The sequence below is a fragment of the Nostoc sp. UHCC 0251 genome (assembly GCF_034932245.1).
Lineage (GTDB): Bacteria > Cyanobacteriota > Cyanobacteriia > Cyanobacteriales > Nostocaceae > Nostoc.
Genome location: NZ_JAYGHD010000081.1, coordinates 1 through 17,964, shown reverse-complemented (window position 1 = coordinate 17,964; position 17,964 = coordinate 1). Strand labels below are relative to the sequence as shown.

General features: G+C 41.6%; 15 protein-coding genes and 1 pseudogene. 6 read left to right on the top strand and 10 right to left on the bottom strand.

Features of this window, described 5'->3' with window-relative positions; genetic code table 11:
- Positions 1-286: 286 nt before the first annotated feature.
- The 4 genes and pseudogenes from VB740_RS11915 (at position 287) to VB740_RS11900 (ending at position 5,370) form a co-directional block, all read left to right on the top strand.
- Entirely contained in the window at positions 287-3,349 is a 3,063-nt protein-coding gene (locus tag VB740_RS11915) for a HEAT repeat domain-containing protein (RefSeq protein WP_323200213.1), read from the top strand.
- 522 nt (positions 3,350-3,871) lie between these two features.
- Positions 3,872-4,249, top strand: a pseudogene (locus VB740_RS11910) (Uma2 family endonuclease); the annotation flags it as partial.
- 101 nt (positions 4,250-4,350) lie between these two features.
- A complete protein-coding gene (locus VB740_RS11905) occupies positions 4,351-4,935 on the top strand; it encodes a hypothetical protein (RefSeq protein ID WP_323200212.1) in 585 nt (194 codons plus the stop codon).
- A gap of 93 nt (positions 4,936-5,028) precedes the next feature.
- Positions 5,029-5,370, top strand: coding sequence for a PEP-CTERM sorting domain-containing protein (locus VB740_RS11900; protein ID WP_323200211.1), 342 nt, complete (start codon positions 5,029-5,031; stop codon positions 5,368-5,370).
- A gap of 115 nt (positions 5,371-5,485) precedes the next feature.
- Here the strand turns inward: VB740_RS11900 and VB740_RS11895 are convergent, their stop codons facing one another.
- From VB740_RS11895 to VB740_RS11885, 3 genes are all read right to left on the bottom strand, one after another.
- Positions 5,486-5,770 (bottom strand): DUF427 domain-containing protein, encoded by a 285-nt coding sequence (locus VB740_RS11895; RefSeq protein ID WP_323200210.1) that lies wholly within the window; start codon positions 5,768-5,770, stop codon positions 5,486-5,488.
- A 101-nt stretch (positions 5,771-5,871) separates the two neighbouring features.
- Positions 5,872-6,051, bottom strand: a complete 180-nt coding sequence (locus VB740_RS11890) for a hypothetical protein (protein WP_323200209.1) — start codon at positions 6,049-6,051, stop codon at positions 5,872-5,874.
- Between the two features lie 9 nt (positions 6,052-6,060).
- Positions 6,061-8,256 (bottom strand): transglycosylase SLT domain-containing protein, encoded by a 2,196-nt coding sequence (locus VB740_RS11885; RefSeq protein WP_323200208.1) that lies wholly within the window; start codon positions 8,254-8,256, stop codon positions 6,061-6,063.
- Between the two features lie 574 nt (positions 8,257-8,830).
- On the opposite strand from VB740_RS11885, the gene VB740_RS11880 reads away from it, so the two are divergent.
- On the top strand, positions 8,831-9,451 hold the full coding sequence (locus tag VB740_RS11880) for a Uma2 family endonuclease (protein WP_323200207.1): 621 nt from the start codon (positions 8,831-8,833) through the stop codon (positions 9,449-9,451).
- Here VB740_RS11880 and VB740_RS11875 read toward each other — a convergent pair.
- The 6 genes from VB740_RS11875 to VB740_RS11850 all read right to left on the bottom strand — a co-directional run bounded on the left by VB740_RS11875 (position 9,433) and on the right by VB740_RS11850 (position 15,411).
- Positions 9,433-10,710 carry an FAD-dependent hydroxylase gene (locus tag VB740_RS11875; protein WP_323200206.1) on the bottom strand — a complete coding sequence of 426 codons (1,278 nt, stop codon included), beginning with the start codon at positions 10,708-10,710 and terminating at the stop codon, positions 9,433-9,435. The two genes, VB740_RS11880 and VB740_RS11875, sit on opposite strands and share 19 nt — an antisense overlap.
- Before the next feature lie 194 nt (positions 10,711-10,904).
- On the bottom strand, positions 10,905-12,044 hold the full coding sequence (locus VB740_RS11870; RefSeq protein WP_323200205.1) for a hypothetical protein: 1,140 nt from the start codon (positions 12,042-12,044) through the stop codon (positions 10,905-10,907).
- A gap of 217 nt (positions 12,045-12,261) precedes the next feature.
- Complete coding sequence (locus VB740_RS11865) at positions 12,262-13,020, bottom strand: YebC/PmpR family DNA-binding transcriptional regulator (RefSeq protein ID WP_323200204.1); 759 nt, start codon at positions 13,018-13,020, stop codon at positions 12,262-12,264.
- Between the two features lie 74 nt (positions 13,021-13,094).
- Positions 13,095-14,663: a metallophosphoesterase gene (locus VB740_RS11860; protein WP_323200203.1), complete on the bottom strand. Its 1,569-nt coding sequence runs from the start codon at positions 14,661-14,663 to the stop codon at positions 13,095-13,097.
- Positions 14,664-14,762: 99 nt separating this feature from the next.
- On the bottom strand, positions 14,763-15,188 hold the full coding sequence (locus VB740_RS11855; protein WP_323200202.1) for a type II toxin-antitoxin system VapC family toxin: 426 nt from the start codon (positions 15,186-15,188) through the stop codon (positions 14,763-14,765).
- 7 nt (positions 15,189-15,195) lie between these two features.
- Entirely contained in the window at positions 15,196-15,411 is a 216-nt protein-coding gene (locus VB740_RS11850) for a hypothetical protein (RefSeq protein WP_323200201.1), read from the bottom strand.
- A 493-nt stretch (positions 15,412-15,904) separates the two neighbouring features.
- Here VB740_RS11850 and VB740_RS11845 point away from each other — a divergent pair, with 493 nt between their 5' ends.
- Positions 15,905-16,903 (top strand): AraC family transcriptional regulator, encoded by a 999-nt coding sequence (locus tag VB740_RS11845; RefSeq protein ID WP_323200200.1) that lies wholly within the window; start codon positions 15,905-15,907, stop codon positions 16,901-16,903.
- A 450-nt stretch (positions 16,904-17,353) separates the two neighbouring features.
- Here the strand turns inward: VB740_RS11845 and VB740_RS11840 are convergent, their stop codons facing one another.
- Entirely contained in the window at positions 17,354-17,845 is a 492-nt protein-coding gene (locus VB740_RS11840; RefSeq protein WP_323200199.1) for a transposase family protein, read from the bottom strand.
- Between the last annotated feature and the right edge of the window lie 119 nt (positions 17,846-17,964).

The window sequence follows — 17,964 nt, the reverse complement described above, 5'->3', positions numbered from 1 at the left end:
CACAAAAACTGCATGAACAAAAACCGCCTAAAAACCCACAAAGTCAACAGCCTAGTCTGAGACTGCTAAGGAAATTAAAAAATTAGTAGAAGAAATCAAGTCACAGCCATCAGTTGTCAATAACTTTGCGAAATTAGCAGAAGAAATAAAAGCTGAGAAAGGTGCAATGGTTGCTCAACAAATCACAATTGGGCAACAGACCAATACTTACAACTGACTACAGTCGTCTCAAGGGGAGGATGGGACAAAGTTAACTCCCGATGACTGGCGTAAAGTTTGCACCGTAATGCTAAAAAGTCAGCAGGAGGCTGCAAGACTCAGACGCGAAGCTACAGAACAAGGTTTTGAAATTAACGTTTATGTTCCCTTGGGCTTGGTGGAACGCAAACAACAGCAACGCCGACAGCTAAATGAAGATCGAGATAAAGAGGATGTCTATAAGTTAAGCGAAGAAGTCATTGTCAAAACCTATGAACATAACGCATTTATCACAGAAGTCACAGCACAACAAGCACAAAGAGACAAAAAGCATGTTGCTATCATTGGCGAACCGGGAGCAGGTAAGACAACTTTATTGAGTACCATTGCTTCCTCTCTTGAAGACAAAACTCAAAATTTAATTATCTATATTTCTCTCGCCAATTTACAGGGAAGAACCATTGAGGACTATTTACTCAAGCAATGGCTTCCTGAAGCGATGAGATTAGTTAAATCTGATATTGTCGTCACGCCAAAAGTTGAATGTCAATTAATTGAGTGTTTTAGTAAGGGGAGAGTTTGGCTACTGTTAGATGGTGTGGATGAAATAGGTGAAAATTCACCTGTGCAAGCATTAGCAAAAATCAATCAAGAACTGACAGCATCTCTGAGACAGGCGCGGGTGGTGTTAACTTGTCGATTAAATGTTTGGGATGCCAAGGTTAATAATACACTCTCAGGATTTGATACTTATAAAACCCAAGAGTTTAAACCAGAACAAACTGATGACTTTATTCAGCAGTGGTTTGAGTATGCTAAGGATTCCCAAAAAGGGGAGATACTCAAATCAAAATTAAAAGAAACTAAACATGAAAATATTCGGAAATTAGTGACAAGCCCTCTGCGTTTGTCGCTATTATGTCAGACTTTTTATCAGGATAGACAAGGAGAATTACCAGAAACGAAAGCTGCACTTTACCAAAAGTTTACTCGCTATTTCTATGAATGGAAATCGGAGTTATTTCCTGGGCTATATCAATCTGATGATTTAAAGGATAAATTACACCACTCTTTAAGCAAATTAGCCTTTGCAGGTATTAATAGTAGTGCGAAGTTTCGCTTGCCAAAAAGTTTAGCACGTCAAGTAATGGATGAAAACCTGTTTAAGTTAGCCTGTGATGTTGGTTGGTTAAATTTAGTAGAAAGAGTAACGGAAACTGAGGAAGAAGTTTATGCTTTTTTTCATCCTAACTTTCAGGAATATTTTGCAGCGTTAAGGGTGAGTGATTGGCATGATTTTCTTGATCATGTTCCTGGCAACCTAACACGAGGAACTTATCGCATCTTTGAATCACAATGGAGAGAAGTGATTTTGCTGTGGTTGGGACGAAGAGAAGAAACAATAATACAGCAGCAGCAAGAGTTTCTTGATGCTTTGGTGAATTTTAAAGATAGATGTGGTAAGTGGAATAGAAAAGATGTAGTTAAAGGATTTTATGAATATCGCGCTTATTTTTTAGCTGCCGCAGGAATCACAGAGTTTAAAGGTTATTCTAAAACAGATAAATCTAGAGCAGAGAAACTAGTAAAGCAAATTGCCAAGTGGACAATTAATGGTTTAAGTTTAATTGAACAGGAAGCTAGGTCAGCACTGCAACAGACAGACCGTATAAAAGCGATCGTCACCTTGGTGCAACTGCTACAATCAACTACTGTGGATGAGGACACCCGTAGGGAGGCAGCATTTAGCTTAGGAAAAATCGGCACTGGCAATGAAATTGCGATCAAAGCCTTGGTGCAACTGCTGCAATTAACTACTGTGGATGAGGACACCCGTAGGGAGGCAGCATTTAGCTTAGGAAGAATCGGCACAGGCAATGAAATTGCGATCACCGCTTTGGTGCAACTGCTGCAATCAACTACTGTGGATGACTACACCCGTCGGCGGGCAGCAGATAGCTTAGAGAAAATCGACCCAAGCAATGAAATTGCGATCACCGCCTTGGTGCAACTGCTGCAATCGACTTGGATAACAACGACTGTGGATAACTATAAATGCTTGTATAAATACGTTATCCGCCAGATGGCAGCAGAAAGCTTATGGGAAATCGGCACTGGCAATGAAATTGCGATTTCCGCTTTGCTGGAACTGCTACAATCAACGACTGTGGATGACTACACCCGTTTGCTGGCAGCACATAGCTTAGGGAAAATCAACTCAGGCAATGAAATTGCGATTTCCGCTTTGCTGGAACTGCTGCAATCAACTACTGTAGATGACTATATCCGTCAGATAGCAGCATATAGCTTAGGAAAAATCGGTACAGGCAATAAAATTGCGATCACCGCTTTGCTGGAACTGCTGCAATCAACTACTGTCGATTTCCTCATCCGTTGGTCGGTAGCAAAAAGCTTAGGGAGAATGGACTCAGGCGATGGAATTGTGATCGCCACCTTGGTGGAACTGCTGCAATCAACAACTGTGGATCACGACACCCGTCGGAACATAGCAGAAGGTTTAGGTAAAATTGACCGATGCAATGAAATTGCGATTACCGCCTTGGTGGAACTGCTACAATTAACGGCTGTCGATTTCTCCACCCATCGGCGGGTAGCAGAAAGCTTAGGAAAAATCGATCCAGGCAATGAATTTGCGATCGCCGCCTTAGTGCAGCTGCTGCAATCAACTACTGTGGATGACGATACCCGTAGGCAGGCAGCAGATAGCTTAGGGAAAATCGGCACAGCCAATGAATTTGCGATCGCCGCCTTGGTGGAACTGCTGCAATCAACAACTGTGGATCACGACACCCGTACGCAGGCAACAGAAAGCTTAGGGGAAATCGGCACAGGCAATGAATTTGCGATTGCCGCTTTGGTGGAACTGCTGCAATCAACTACTGTGGATGATGATACCTGTAGGCAGGCAGCAGATAGCTTAGGGGGAATTATACAGAATAATCAGCATCGCATTGAGGTAGTCAAAGCTTTAAGCGGTTATTGGCAATTAGATAATAATTACTACCATTTAGCCTGGAAATGCGCCCAAAATATGCCTTACCCCGATTTCTATCAAGCTTGGCATCAGCATAATTTTGCTACTCGTGCAATGCGAAGCTTAAAGAAAATCCTCTTCACACGAATAATTTGAGTAATTTTGCGGCAGCGACGTTACAAATCAAGTTCCCGCGACGCAACAGCTTATCAATTTGTTACCAAAACAGAAGCGGACGTTAAGAATAAAGTTGTTTTCGTTACCCCAACTTGTGCGTTCGTTCACAACACAAGTTGTTTCGTTCAGAACGCTTATCCGTTGTTACAGAAAACTTGTCCGTTCGTCCAGAACACAAGTTGTTTCGTTCAGAATGCTTATCCGTTGTTACAGAAAACTTGCCCGTTCGTCCAGAATGCTTGTGTTTTTGTGACAAAACTTATGTCTTCGTTCACAACGCTTAAACAAAACTTATAAATTAAGTTGTTTCGTTAAGAACGCTTATCTATTTGTGACAACGCTTATGCGATCATTACCATAGCTTAAATAAAACTTATGAATAAAGTGGTTTGGTTAAGAACACTTATCTATTTGTGGCAAACGCTGATGCGATCGTTGCCATCCTAAAATCCAAGGACAGAAAATGCTAAGATTCCAATCAAATATGGCATTTGCACAGCTATGACAACCACGCTGCACAAATCAATCTCCTTAGCAGAGTTTCTCAAACTGCCAGAAACAGAACCTGCTAGTGAATTTATCGATGGTCGTATCTACCAGAAACCAATGCCACAAGGCAAACATTCCCGGCTACAACTAAAACTTTGTAACGCAATTAGCCAAATTGCTGAAGAACAAGAAATTGCCTTGGCTTTTCCAGAATTACGCTGTACCTTTGGTGGACGTTCGATTGTACCAGACGTGAGTGTATTTGTTTGGGAACGCATTCCCTTTGATGCTAATGGGGAAATTGAAAATACCTTTGGTATTTATCCTGATTGGACAATTGAAATTCTTTCACCAGAACAGAACACAACCAAGGTAATTATAAATATTCTTCAAAGAATAGTCAATAAAAATGATTAATATTTAGTTAAAAAATGTAAGATTAATATCCGAGATTTTTTTTAATTTTGAAAAATTAATCCGAGGAGTTTTAGGTGACAAAAAACAATAAAAAAAAGGCTATCGCTCAAGCTATTTTCACAGTCGTTGCTCTGGGTTGGGTGATAATGCAAGTGGAATCAGCACAAGCTGCTACCTTGGTGGTTAACAATCTCAATGATAGTGGCGTTGGCTCGTTGCGAGACACTATCGACATTGCAAATAGCAATGACGTAGTAGAGTTCTTATTGGAAAGTCATCCTAGTACAATTAGCCTAACGAGTGGGGCACTTGCAATCGCAAAAAATCTCACTATTAATGGCCCAGGTGCTAATTTACTTACCATCAGTGGCAATAATCAATTCCCCGTGTTTGACATTAGCGCCGCAGATGTTACATTTTCTGGGCTAGCGATCGCTGGTAATATTAATGCTTACAATTCTAGTAACTTAACGTTTACCAATAGCACCATCAACGGCGACAATGTGAATATAGATGATAACCTAACACTTATCAATAGCACTATCAACAGCCGGGATTTGGCGATCAAGGGTGGACTAACAGGAATCGATGATAGTAATGTAAACGTTTTAAATAGCACCACCATCGGCAGCAATTTAACTAGTTCTAGCGGCAATTGAACTATATCTAATCGCAGCCTGCAAATTAACGGTGGTAGCGATAATTCAGGAGCAGCAGGCAACATAACTGTTACAGCCGACGATAGCGTTGTTGTGACAGGTAGTCAGGTAACGATTCCCATTAGCACCAGCGGCAATTCTGGGCAAATTAACGCTGGTAACATTAATTCAGGAGCAGCAGGCAACATTACTCTTACAACCGGTACCCTTTTACTGACAAGAGTACCCGAACCAAGTGCGATCGCTGCTGGTAACATTAATTCAGGACTAGGAGGCAACATAACTATCAACTCTGGCCCTTTGATAGTGAGACCCGGTGCTATTATATCCAAACCAGTACCCGAACCAAGTGCGATCGCTGGTAGTATAATGACTGTTGGTTTGGCTTGGTTTGCGAAGAGAAAGCAAGCAGCATTTCGCAAGACGAAGGTATAATTACGTATTAGAATAAATCCGCAAATACTTTAAATACGAAGCCCGCTCAGACTTCTCTCTGCGCGGGCTAATTATTTTATTGTCCCTGAAACTAAAATACTTTCAGGAAGCTTAATCAAGCCTCAACTTTTACACCTTTCCAAAAGGCGACATGGCCTTCAATATTCTTAGCCTTCTCCTTGGCGCTGGGATAGTACCAAGCAGCATCTTTGTTGGTTTGTCCATCAACTTCAATACTGTAGTAGCTGGCGACACCTTTCCAAGGACAAGTACTGTGGGTGTTACTGTCTGTGAAGTACTGCTTGTTAATGCTGTCAGCAGGGAAATAATGGTTGTTTTCCACAACGACGGTATTATCACTCTCGGCTAAAATAGCTCCGTTCCAAATTGCTTTCGGCATAAGTGAGTTTGCAAATAAACTATACACTTAACATTTTGACACTATCAGCTTACCTTCTCGGCTACTTTACCAGAGAGTTCATCCAAGCTCAACTTAAGCTGTTAACAGTCAAATAGGCGATCGCCTGAGCTTCTCACCACAAAAAACAACGATTGCTCCACATTGACTAAGTGCATAATGTTACCTTTTAGGCGTAAATGAGGAGAATTCAGGAGTGCTGTTAGGGAGTTATTAATCTTCCCCTGCTCCCCTGCTCCCCATCTCTTACTTTCTACCCTCATACAGCGACATCACTGCGTTGGTAGTTTTGGATGTGTATTTGAATACTTTGCCACGATGCCAGAAATCTCAGGGTTGTAAAGCCTCAGATAATTCCAGTAGTTGCCAAATACTTGACGCACATAATTTTTAGTTTCATCAAAGGGAATTTCTTCAACAAATTCGTCTGGATCTTGTGTAGTTAGAGTTTGCAGCCATTTGGAGACATTACCGGGGCCAGCATTGTAACTGGCGATCGCGAGCAAGGAATTATTGTTATATTGCTCATGGGTATGATCCAAATACCATGTACCCATCATGATGTTATCGTTTGGATTTTCTAGACTTATTGTTTTGAAATCCACTTTGATTTGTGGGGCAATCCATTTAGCTGTACTCGGCAAAACCTGCATTAAGCCAGTAGCATCAGCGATGGATTTGATTTTTGGTTGAAACCGTGACTCTTGTCGCATCAAAGCAGTGACTAGCAAGGGATTGAGTTGACGATCAGTAGACCACTTTTCAATCTCTCGAAGATAGGGAAAGGGATAACGGGCTTGCCAGTAGGTGATTTGTTTGCTCAGAGCCTCATATTGGGCAAGTTCAGCTGGTGTTTCCCGGTCTTCCAATTTAGAAATTTTGTCAATTCCTATGAGATTTTCTCCCTTTGCCAAGTGCATCAACCCTTCAGTAAATTGCTCTGCTACCGTTGGCTGAATTTTGTTTTGAAATTCTGTTTGCCATTGTAACCAGGCATCGCGGTCTTGACCTAGCAGATACAGTTCTTTGAAAGTTTCAGAACCAGCAGGTGGTAATGGACGCTGGGGTGTGATTATTTCCGGGTTCATGACGCGCACGTTGTCAAAGTTGCCAACATTTAGCCCCAACATTGTCGCGGCTCGCCATGCATAGTATGAGTATGGAAACTGGCTAACCACATACTCATAAGCAGTTTGAGATTCCTGTTGTTTCCCTAGTGAAGCTGCCCATTTTCCTACCCAAAAGCCTGCCCTTGGAGCCAAAATACTGTTGGGATTGTTGTTGACAATTGGTTCTGCCCATTGCCAAGCACCGACGTAATCTTTAGCTTTGGCTTTATCTTGGGCTATTTTCCAGCGGTACTCTGCCGCTTCATTAGAATTGCCGTATTTGGCTATGAGTAATTGCCACGCTGCACTAGCTGCTTTTTGATCCTTGAGAGTTTGGAGAATTTTAGCTTTTTGTACCAGTGCAGTACCAGCTTGTTTCGGAAATTTACTAATTACTTGGTCAAGATAGGGTAAGCCGTCTTTACCTGTTTTTGCGGTTTCTGCTAACCGTAGTAGCGCAGTCCCAGTTTCCTCAGCATTTGGAAATTGCTGTACTAGTAGTTTATAAGTGGCGATCGCTTTTTCTCTATCTTTGCCCCCTACCTGTAAGCCTCGTGCAGTGCGGTAGAGGTTGCGCGATGTTTTAGGTGCTTTGGCATAAGCATTCGCGGCTTTGAGAAATTGATTATTTTCCCAATAGCTTGTACCAATGAGTTCCCAATCTTCGGGTTTGAGATTTGGCTGTTTTACCAACTGATCCAAAACGCCCACTATCCCAGGTTGATCGTAGGCATATTTAGCCAAAATCAATTGTAATTGTGGCTGATTGGGATTTTCTTGCAAGCGTTTCCGAATAATTTCCCAAGTTAGAGGATTGGAAGGAAATTGAGCGATCGCTATTTCTTGTTGCTTCGGTAGGGCAATCAGATATAGTGCTTTTACTGCGGCCGCTTCTTTGGGATACAGTTTCAGTACACTTTGCCTGAGATCCGAGGCTTTACCGTCCTCACCCAGCATATCTTGTGCCTGCGCCTGTTTTAGCAAAATGTAGGGCGCAAGAATAGGATAGTCTTTCTCTAACCCTTGGAGTAAAGCCAGGGCTTTTTGCGCTTGGGTTCTTTCAATATAATCACTCGCCAAAAGATAACGAGCGCGATTTCGGTCAGGCGAAGGCGACTGTCCTGCAATCTCTGCTAGTTTTGCCGCCCGTTCTGGCAAAGATTGTGATATCAGTGGAAGGACGGTTGATTGGGCAATACTAGCATCAGATATTTCCTCTGCCTGATTCTGACTCAGTTTGAGCCATTGCCCAAGGGATTTACCAATCTCAGGTGCTGATACCATTGCCCCAGCTAAAAAGGCAAACAGTGCCGCACCCGCAATTATCGAAATTTGCTTTTTTTGTAGTTTCTTCAGCATGAATACCCGCTGAAAAGTTCCGGTGAATTTCTTGAAACTTTAACACTCTTAACCATCAGTGTTACCAATTTTTAATTTTAGATTTTTAATTTTATGTAGAAAAATCCTGATTTTCAATCCTACGGTTGCTAGTACTGAGTGGATAGCACACGTTAAATACTATTACATCTATCTTGGGTACTAGCTTTTAGCAGTAATCTTATCCATACTCTTAACTCCAGAATCCATAATAGCGCACCTCATAGAATCCTCTCCTTACATCCCAAACCCCATTCGACATCAATGCAAAAATTAAGGTGGGCATTTGCTAGACACTTAAGGATGTGAAAACTACGATGATTTATACCCTGCTTCTTAAGTGCGATCACCCGATCTTGTAGAATGCGTTAGCGATCGCGTAACGCATCACCCAAAACTGGCTATAGCAATTTCTCCATTCTTTGGGTAGCCAATTCGTGAGCGTTTATTTACAGCTACAGCGATCGGACTGTAAAAAGTTAGGCTAATTTGCAAGCAATGCGATCGCGCTGAATTAGAGATAATATTTCTATGATTCAGTAATTCTCTATCATCTATGACTCAAGCCATACCCAAGCTAGTAACCTTTGAGGAATTTGTCGATTGGCTACCCGAAATTCGACGAGTCCGCTACGAACTACATAAAGGAGAAATTGTTGAGATGGCACAACCAGTAGGGGAACACGAAGAAGTTAAAGGATTTCTAGGTATCAAAATTTCTGTTGAAATCCAACGTCTAGGATTCCCCTACTTCATGCCCAACCAAGCTATAGTTAGACCTCCTGAAAAAGATTCTGGTTACTTTCCAGATGTGTTGGTGCTAAACCGTGCAAATCTGGAAAACGAAAAATTATGGAAAAAAGAATCTACTGTTAGTTTGGGTGCATCAATACCTTTGGCAATTGAGGTTGTATCAACTAACTGGCGAGACGATTATTACTTGAAGTATGCTGACTATGAAGAGATGGGTATCCCAGAATACTGGATTGTCGATTATGCTGCCTTGGGTGGACGTAATTTTATCGGTAATCCCAAACAACCGACAATCACCGTGTGTAACTTGGTTGATGAGGAATATCAAATAAGTAAGTTTCGAGATAACGATCGCATTATTTCCCAAACTTTCCCTGAATTGAATCTCACCCCAAACCAGATTTTTCAAGCTGCTGTAGTGTAGCGTTTATGTTTTGCTAATTCTGGAGTCCGTCCCTTCAAGCCAATCATCAACTTCAGCATAAACACTTTTAAAACGGGTACTCGCTGCAAAAACCATAAACCCAGGCGACGCACGACTACTATAGGTAAGAAATTATTAGAAAACATCCGATCTAATAAATCAGTGAAACCTAAAATAGTCAGGTTTTCCAGCTTGCGCCAGCGTTCATAACCTTTGAGAATTTGAATATCGCCGATATCTTTACCCGCTTGGTGCGCTGTTTGGATTACTTGCGCCAAAGCTGCTGCATCCCGAATTCCCAGATTTAAACCTTGTCCACCCACAGGATGGCAATTGTGCGCCGCATCACCAATTAATGCCAGTCGGGGGAGAACATAGCGATCGCTTTGCATGAGTTGTACTTGGAATACAAAGCGATCGCCTAGTAATTCCAATTTACCCATTTGATTACCATAGCGACGGGTAAGTTCTGCCAAAAATTGCTCATCATCTAAAGCACATAAAGCTTTTGCTTCTTCGTGAGGGGCTGTCCACACAATGCGGCAACGGTTCCCCGGTAAAGGTAAAATCGCAAAGGGCCCGCTAGACCAAAATCTTTCGTAAGCGGTATTGTTGTGAGGTTTTTCTGGTTTGACAAATGCCACGATGCAAGACTGCCAATATTTCCAGCCAGAAGTTTTGATGCCAGCAGCTTGACGAATTGGCGATCGCGCCCCATCTGCTGCTATCAGTAATTTGCTCTTGACTGTGTATAACTGATCGGCAACTTTAATATCTATCGCTACTATATTTTTCTGGTACTGCGTATTTACCACCTCAGCCGGACACAGATAAATCACATTTGCACAATCTTGGACAAACTCTTGCAAAGGTTGCAATAGCGCTTGGTGTTCCGCCACATAACCCAACTCTGCTGTATCTATATCATTTGTAGTGAATTCCACCACGTTGGGATAGTCGGCATCAGAAAGACGAACTCGGCAATATTTGGCAATTTGAGGCAATATTTTGTCCCAAACTCCAATTCCTTGGTAAATTAGCGCCGAAAGTTGATGAACTGCATAGGCTTGTCCCTTAGCCACCGCCGCTGATGCCACTTTTGCCTCAATCAGCAAGATACTCAAGCCAGAATCTTTTAAAGCAGAGGCTAGAGTTAACCCAATAATTCCACCGCCGACAATTACCAAATCATATTCATATCCCCGCAAGTCTGGCGGTGTTAGTTGAGGGGAAATTTGCTCAAGCTGCGTTATGGTCATTGTTAAGTTAAGTTACAGCGTCTTTAACTCTTATTTTGACGCGATCGCGCCCTCTTGAGCAACAGAAGTCATCGACAGTGCAAAAAATCTGCGTCACATCCAGCCGCGATAGAATGGATTCCATCGCTGAGACACTATTTTTTCATGTTTACAGATTTCCTAGTTTGAATGAAACGTGTAGCATTTACAACAACTTAATTTCTAGCTACGTGAAACTCTACAAACGGTGTAGTCACTATTCCCGTCCAAATATTTTCTATTTGCTTCTGTTTCCTATTTATTGGGTCATCTACCTTCACAGATGCTCTGGAGTTTACGTAGTTAAGGCAAATCTTATAATTACCTAAAATAGACTCAAAAGTATAAGAGCCACCATTTCCAGCATCTATCACTAATAGGAATTCGTCATTGTCTTGCCACCAAAGTGCAGCACCCAGAAAAAACTTTATATTTTTTCCAGGCATAATCAGAATAAAATCAGACTCTTGAGCTACGCTTAACCAATCACTGAAATAGCCCCTCCTTTGAATTTGACCATCGGCTCCTACTATTTCTGGAATCAAGCTGTTATGGAAGCTAAAGCGAACAGGGTTTGGCGTGTTGTTAGTAATACGAATTCCAGCCAACTGTACTAATGTTTTGGCTCCGGGTTCTTTCTGCGGTACATTTAATATCCGATCTGGTACAAGGGTTTCAAAGCGAATACCATCAACTTCAACTGCGCTTTTGTCATGTTCTACTGGTTGTACCAAGCGGAGATCTATAAAAGGAGTTACTAATTTACGTGTGGGAATTCCTTCTAATTCAGCTAGTTGCCTTGTTTTTGGGTTAGAAGATAAAATCTCCTTATTAGGGCTGTCATAAGTGAACCGCATCTGATAAGTTCCCGTACCGAGCGCATCAAAAGTCCAAGAATTATCAGGTGTAATTGGAACTTGCCAGTGCTCAGGGTTCGTAGGAACTTGAAGTTGAAGCGAGTTATTACGCCATGAAAGTTTTGCTCTTAGAGAGATACCTATCGAATCTCTCACTCTGACTAACGCCCAATCATTTTCTCGAGTTCCAAACTGCCTATTTATAGGTTCTTGCGCTATTTTTACTTGGCCATCTGGCCCCACAAGTTCTGGAATTAAACCTCCATAGTGTCTAAAGGGAAAGGGTGATGATGTGTTGTTAGTAATACCAACACGTAGTTCCACAGGGGCAGCAGTTCCAGGCTTATTTTCTGGAACGACTATTGCTACAATATCTGGCATCCCACCCCCAGGGGCATTAATTTCCATATAAACGTCATTTGCTTTGGCGTTACTGTTCTGCGATTTTTTAGATGTCATATTGGCTACCTTTTCCAGAACCAAATCTTCGCGTGCCGTTAATCCTCTAAGCACATGACTTAATACCATAAACCCGAAGAATAATAAGAATAAAACTCCAAACCCAGTTTCTGCCACTAGTTTAGAAGTTGGCTCAATGGCATTTCAAAGTTAGATGTAACATTTATGACGTAATCAAAATAACTGCTATTTGGCTATCATGCCTGTTTAATCGTGATTAAGAAACACTGAGAGCCATCAATTCTTCTGAGATTTCAAAGTTAGCTGTGACATTTTGCACATCATCCAAGCCTTCTAGAGTATCAATTAACTTGAAAAGCGATCGCGCCTGATCTGGATCAGTAACTTCTACAGTATTACTAGGAATCCAGCGTAATTCGGCATCAGTCACTTTAATACCTTGATTTTTAAGTGTCTGGCTAAGGGTTTCTAAATTGCCAATATCAGTAAATACATCAGCCATCTCGTCTTCAGCTATCTCATAAGACTCAGCGCCGCCTTCGAGGGATGCTTCTAAAAGCTGTTCTTCATCAACCACACCCTGCACTACACAAACGCCTTTTTGCTCAAACATCCAGCTAACGCAACCTATTTCACCAAGATTGCCACCATTTTTACTGAAAGCTACGCGCAAGTCAGCAGCAGTGCGATTGCGATTATCTGTAAGGGCTTCAATTAAAATCGCTACACCACCAGGGCCGTAACCTTCATAGCGAATTGCTTCAAAGATAGTATTATCCCCGCCAAAAGTGCCTGCACCTTTAGCGATCGCTCGTTCAATATTATCATTGGGGATACTCGCTGCCTTTGCCTTGTCAATTGCCGTGCGAAGTTGAAAATTCAGCGCCGGATCTGGTACACCGCTTCTAGCCGCAACGATAATCGCCCTAGATAACTGAGTGAAGGTTTTTCCCTTTTTTGCATCTACTACCGCTTTTTGGCGCTTAATATTTGCCCATTTACTATGTCCTGCCATAATCTGAAATTATCAAAACTCTATTCAACATTAGGATATAAACGCTTGCAATAACCATAACTTCAGATACCCGTTTAAATCACAAAAGGTTCAAGTTCGCGGTTATGCCACTCATCTTCTACCCGTTCAGCGATCATCGGTCTGATGATAAACTTGGGTGGGCTACCATCCAGAACATCAATCCGCACACATGAGTAAGGTAGGCGGTTCTGGAAATTGTAATCATGACGACCCACAAAAAGTTTTGAATCCGCAACTTTGCGAATAGGTTTACCTGCCATCTCACCAAAAATCTCCATTAATTCAGTCCCCTCTCGCCGTTGATAGCGAGGACGATGACCACTACCACCAGAGATAATACAGTTAATGTGGGAGTCAGCAAATCCGGTATCAGTTGTGCAAAGATGCTCCAAACAATGAGCGTGACCGTTTAAAATCAAATCCACTATGGGACGCTCTTTAATTAGAGAACCAAGAGTTTCTGCCACTTGTTCAAATACCCAGCGCAAGCGGTGACGAACTGCCAAGGTTTGTGCCTGATCCCACTTAGTAGCTTCTGTGACGTAGGGAGGATGGTGGAAAAAGATTACACGTCCGCGGACTTCGGAGGTGTTCCAAGATTCAATGAGTCTGCTACGCAACCATTCGAGTTGTTCAAAATCGATCGCAGGCATTTTATGAGATGCCAATTGTTTTTCAATGTCGATTTTGATTTCATTAATTTGGTCTAATTTGGCGCTAAGTTCCTCAAGTTGTTCAGCTTCACTGGGTTTATCTGGATTGAGACGATCGCATATTTTCAAAATCTGCAATTCTTCTCGATCTATTTCCTGGCGACGCTTTTGCAATTCCCGGCGGTAAATTTCTCCCTCTTGAGTTGCAGGTAACGGTGATGGTGTATTAAAGGTGTTGGAATCCAAAGCGAAAAAATCAATACCGCCGTAACGGAAAGTGTAATAACGATTGGGTAAGCGGGTAAAATGCCCAGGTTCGTAACGCAAACAGCGCCCTGTGTCGGTCTTAGCAGTATAGTGTTGATCTAAATGACGTTCTAATTCTGGGGAAGACATCGCCCTTGTATAGTCCATAAATGCCCGTGCATAGGCATTACCTTGATATGATCCATGCCAACCAATCTCGATATCTTTGTAGCGCAACAGGCGACGTAATGAAGATGTTGTTCCAGTAAACAAACGGTACATCAACGGTACATCGTAGTAATCATGATTACCAAGTACTGGCAAGAATGGCAGATTAAACACCATGCGATCGTAGGGAATGTCTTTCGGGTTGTCGCCACCTACAAGAAATTCCCGGTAAGGCTCAATAAAGTTCGCTGAATAATACTCTTGGGAACCGACTACATAAATTACATCGCCTGTGTGCAATACAAAACTGCAATCATCGCGGTGAGTCAGCATTAGTTCAGCAACTTTTCGTTGGGGGTGGTGTCGATAATGGGATTGCGTACCGGAATCACCGATAACCATAAACGAAAATTCTGGACTATCTTCCCTGCCATCATCAATAACCATGCAGGTTTGATCAATTCCCCTCTGCACAAAACTTGGATGCATCCACCGCACCCGTTCCTTCATCTTTTGAATTTTTACAGGAATCGGTGGATCGGAAATCAATTTCATGGCTGATAACTCTTGAATGCCTAATGCACAAGCTGATTGTAACGAAATATTTAATTGTCATTAGTCATTTGTCATTAGTCATTTGTGAATAACCAATCCTTAAGGCAAATTTTCTCGCAGTAATGCTCGAAAGCCTGCTTGTTGAAAATGCTCATCAGCAGTCAGTGCTTCAGTGATTCCGCTATATTGCATCACTATAAAAGATACGCAATCGACAAATCCCCATTCTTTCTCAGTTCGTTCTCGATATAGCTCGAAAGCACGTTCGTACAGTTCCTGGGAGAGGGGGACAATTTCTACTTTGGAGTCTACTACTAGAGAATTTAATAATATGATTGCCGCCTGACGATAAGGTTGTTGGGATAAGGCATTGCCAATTTCCAACATCACCGCCTGTGTTGTCACCAAACGAGTTTCTGCCGCTTGTAACATTTCAGCCAGATGTAAGGCTCGGTCATGCAAGCGATCGCTCGGTGCAGATAAGGCAATGGCAAATGATGTATCAAGAAAGACTTCAGAATGCATGGAAAGTTTACTTACTGTACAAATATTTATCTATATTGGTAGACCAGTCAGCTGGCCCATCTAAGTTGAGCGATCGGGCTGTTTGCAGAAATGATACTGTTTGATGTTCACTTGGCGGTAAAATTTCAATACTGATTCGCACGCGGGTATTGATTGGCAGTGCGATCGGTTCAGCCGGATAGAACACTTTGCCATTAAAGATAGCTGTGATTTTTTCTACCATTGTTTGCAAGAAATGCTTTTAGTCTATCCTAAGCTGGTTGTAGCAATACGGGTAGAGTAAACAATGCAATAACTAGTGAAGATACTTATATCTGTCTTACGAATTATATCGATTTTTCAAAATTTTCTAAACCACCAACTGAACTATACGCCCAGCCGTGGAACTTTTAGCAGGAGTACCAACTTGGGAATCATGATTCATTGGTGTCAACTTAAGCTAAAAGTAGCTTAACTGAAAGCTTGACTCACCCGCCTAGAACTAAAGTTCTTTGGCTTTTAGCAAAAGTCTACTGAAGTAGACTAAGGATTTTTCGGATTATTTAGTCATCAAAAGAAGACTTTCGCTATTAGCAATAAACTGAAGTTCCTCGCCGGACATGGCTTTTACGTTTTGGGTGAGTGGAAAGCTTCACTTGGAAAAATGCCATAGTGTCAAGCGATCGCGGTAAGATTATTGAAAATATATATCATTAATTTTTCAATATTTACCAGTCATGACCATCACTCTGACGATGAAAGAAGAGTCGGAACTATGGGCAGAAGCTAACTACAACAGCCCAAAAAAATCAAAACAAGAGCCATTTGAAGTTATCCATGAAGTACCCAGACAACTGGGAAAAGGTTATTTAAGGGATATAGAAGTGTGGCCCCATATCTGCATGACAATTTTGGACTATGAATATCATGATAATGTATTAGTCAAAATTCCCGACTGGGATCACTCCCTGCAATTTTGTGTTCTGCTTTCAGGCAGAGCTATAAACGAACATGGGGGGCAGGTGGGTGAAGGATATACGTGTATCTCTGGTAGCGGTATTCAACGAAATATGACTCTAGAGTTCCCCAAATCCGAACGGCGGTTGAGCGTTAACATCCATTTACCCCCTGACTTGCTGTTAACCTTTTTCCCAAATGAAGAAGGAGAAATTCCCCACCAGTTACGCTTGCTGACAAAGGGTAATGACTGGCAGACTTTGCTCTACCCGGAAACTACGGCAGCTATTCAGGGAATAGCACGGCAAATTGTCAACTGTCCTTACCAAGACTTGACAAAGCAGATGTATTTGCAGGCAAAAGTGTTGGAACTGATGGCATTGCAATTAGCTCCTATCTTGGCTGTTCAGAACAGACAGCAACGATCGCCACGACTGAAAGTAGAAATCATTGCCCGAATTTATTATGCCAAAGAGATTTTACTCTCCCGGTTGGAAAATCCGCCGTCATTGCTGGAGTTGGCGCAAATGGTGGAGGTGAGCGATCGCACTCTGCAACGTGGATTTCAAGAACTCTTTGGTACAACAGCATTTCGCTACCTGACAGACAAACGAATAGAATGGGCAGAGCAGTTATTGCCTCAGGGAAACATGACTATTGCTGAGGTTGGTAATAAAATCGGCTATTCTCACCTGGGACACTTTGCTGCTGCTTTCAAGCGCAGGTTTGGGATTACGCCGAGTCAAAGTTTAATTCGTAAAAAGTCGGTTTCGGGATAGTGATGCGGTTTTTGGGTAGACTCAGTTGCTAACAATTCTCTATACTCGGCTTCATTGAATTAGAAACTATTTGCAGTAATCCAGTTTTGGTCGGAAATTCTGGATTGATTTGACTCTATAACTCTTCTTTAACAGGAAGAGAACTAATTTTTGTCTTTCCTGAGCAAGTGAAAGTGATCAAAGAGTCATTACTGCACAACTAATTAATTCAGTAAAGTTCTGCAAGCTGGTGTATCAGGAGTTGTGATGGAGTGTTCTTGGTTGTTTGGTAGTGTGCGACTGTGGTTTTTAGTAAGTAGACATCTCCAAAAAGTATCAAAGCTTTACTGTGACTAGCTCATAAGATGCAAGCGCAAGGATGGCTAACTAGCTAGTCAATACAATAGAATAAGGCTTTGAGATATCTATTGATAATAACGAGGTAAAAATATGTAGTTGTATGTGTTAATTTCAGCCTGATGGCAAAGGAGCTATTTTTGTTGGCAATATTAACGCTCCAATTCGCAATCTGACTAGTCCACAAATTGTCAAAATTACTTGCTCATACTTTTTAAGATTCAATCTAAATCTATCTTGAACAACTCGAAATATTTTTACTGAACGGATTCGGTGTTCAACAAATACTCGTTTAGATGAAAACTCCTTATTTTCTTTTTTCTGGTCAATTGTTAACTTTCCATTTTTCGGGGTTTTAATTGGGGTGTCAATTAAATCTTCTCCTAGATATCCTAAATCTCCCTTAAAATTCTGTTTTGGGTCAAAGTTATCACGATTTTCTCTAAACAAAGTTATATCGCTTTTTGGACCAGGTTCGCCAGCTATAACATCAACGATATCACTGGCATCTGGCAAGATAATTATCTGACTTTTAAATGTATGTTTACTTGCCTTTCCCGAATAATATTTTTCTTGCTCTTTATTGTCTCCAGGTCTTTCCCTCACTTGTTCATAGCTATCTACAATTAATTCATACTCTGTCAGTATCTCTTTAACTACTTCATAATCCGATTCTTTTTTTTTACCTGTTCAATTAAACTGGATGGTAACAATTCTCTCAGTAG

What these genes read in the sequence shown, in the direction of transcription:
- VB740_RS11915 (WP_323200213.1), top strand. Translation starts at nt 287, where the DNA reads ATGCTAAAAAGTCAGCAGGAGGCTGCAAGACTCAGACGCGAAGCTACA.
- VB740_RS11895 (WP_323200210.1), bottom strand. Translation starts at nt 5,770, where the DNA reads ATGCCGAAAGCAATTTGGAACGGAGCTATTTTAGCCGAGAGTGATAAT.
- VB740_RS11890 (WP_323200209.1), bottom strand. Translation starts at nt 6,051, where the DNA reads ATGAGGGTAGAAAGTAAGAGATGGGGAGCAGGGGAGCAGGGGAAGATT.
- VB740_RS11885 (WP_323200208.1), bottom strand. Translation starts at nt 8,256, where the DNA reads ATGCTGAAGAAACTACAAAAAAAGCAAATTTCGATAATTGCGGGTGCG.
- VB740_RS11880 (WP_323200207.1), top strand. Translation starts at nt 8,831, where the DNA reads ATGACTCAAGCCATACCCAAGCTAGTAACCTTTGAGGAATTTGTCGAT.
- VB740_RS11875 (WP_323200206.1), bottom strand. Translation starts at nt 10,710, where the DNA reads ATGACCATAACGCAGCTTGAGCAAATTTCCCCTCAACTAACACCGCCA.
- VB740_RS11870 (WP_323200205.1), bottom strand. Translation starts at nt 12,044, where the DNA reads ATGACATCTAAAAAATCGCAGAACAGTAACGCCAAAGCAAATGACGTT.
- VB740_RS11865 (WP_323200204.1), bottom strand. Translation starts at nt 13,020, where the DNA reads ATGGCAGGACATAGTAAATGGGCAAATATTAAGCGCCAAAAAGCGGTA.
- VB740_RS11860 (WP_323200203.1), bottom strand. Translation starts at nt 14,663, where the DNA reads ATGAAATTGATTTCCGATCCACCGATTCCTGTAAAAATTCAAAAGATG.
- VB740_RS11855 (WP_323200202.1), bottom strand. Translation starts at nt 15,188, where the DNA reads ATGCATTCTGAAGTCTTTCTTGATACATCATTTGCCATTGCCTTATCT.
- VB740_RS11850 (WP_323200201.1), bottom strand. Translation starts at nt 15,411, where the DNA reads ATGGTAGAAAAAATCACAGCTATCTTTAATGGCAAAGTGTTCTATCCG.
- VB740_RS11845 (WP_323200200.1), top strand. Translation starts at nt 15,905, where the DNA reads ATGACCATCACTCTGACGATGAAAGAAGAGTCGGAACTATGGGCAGAA.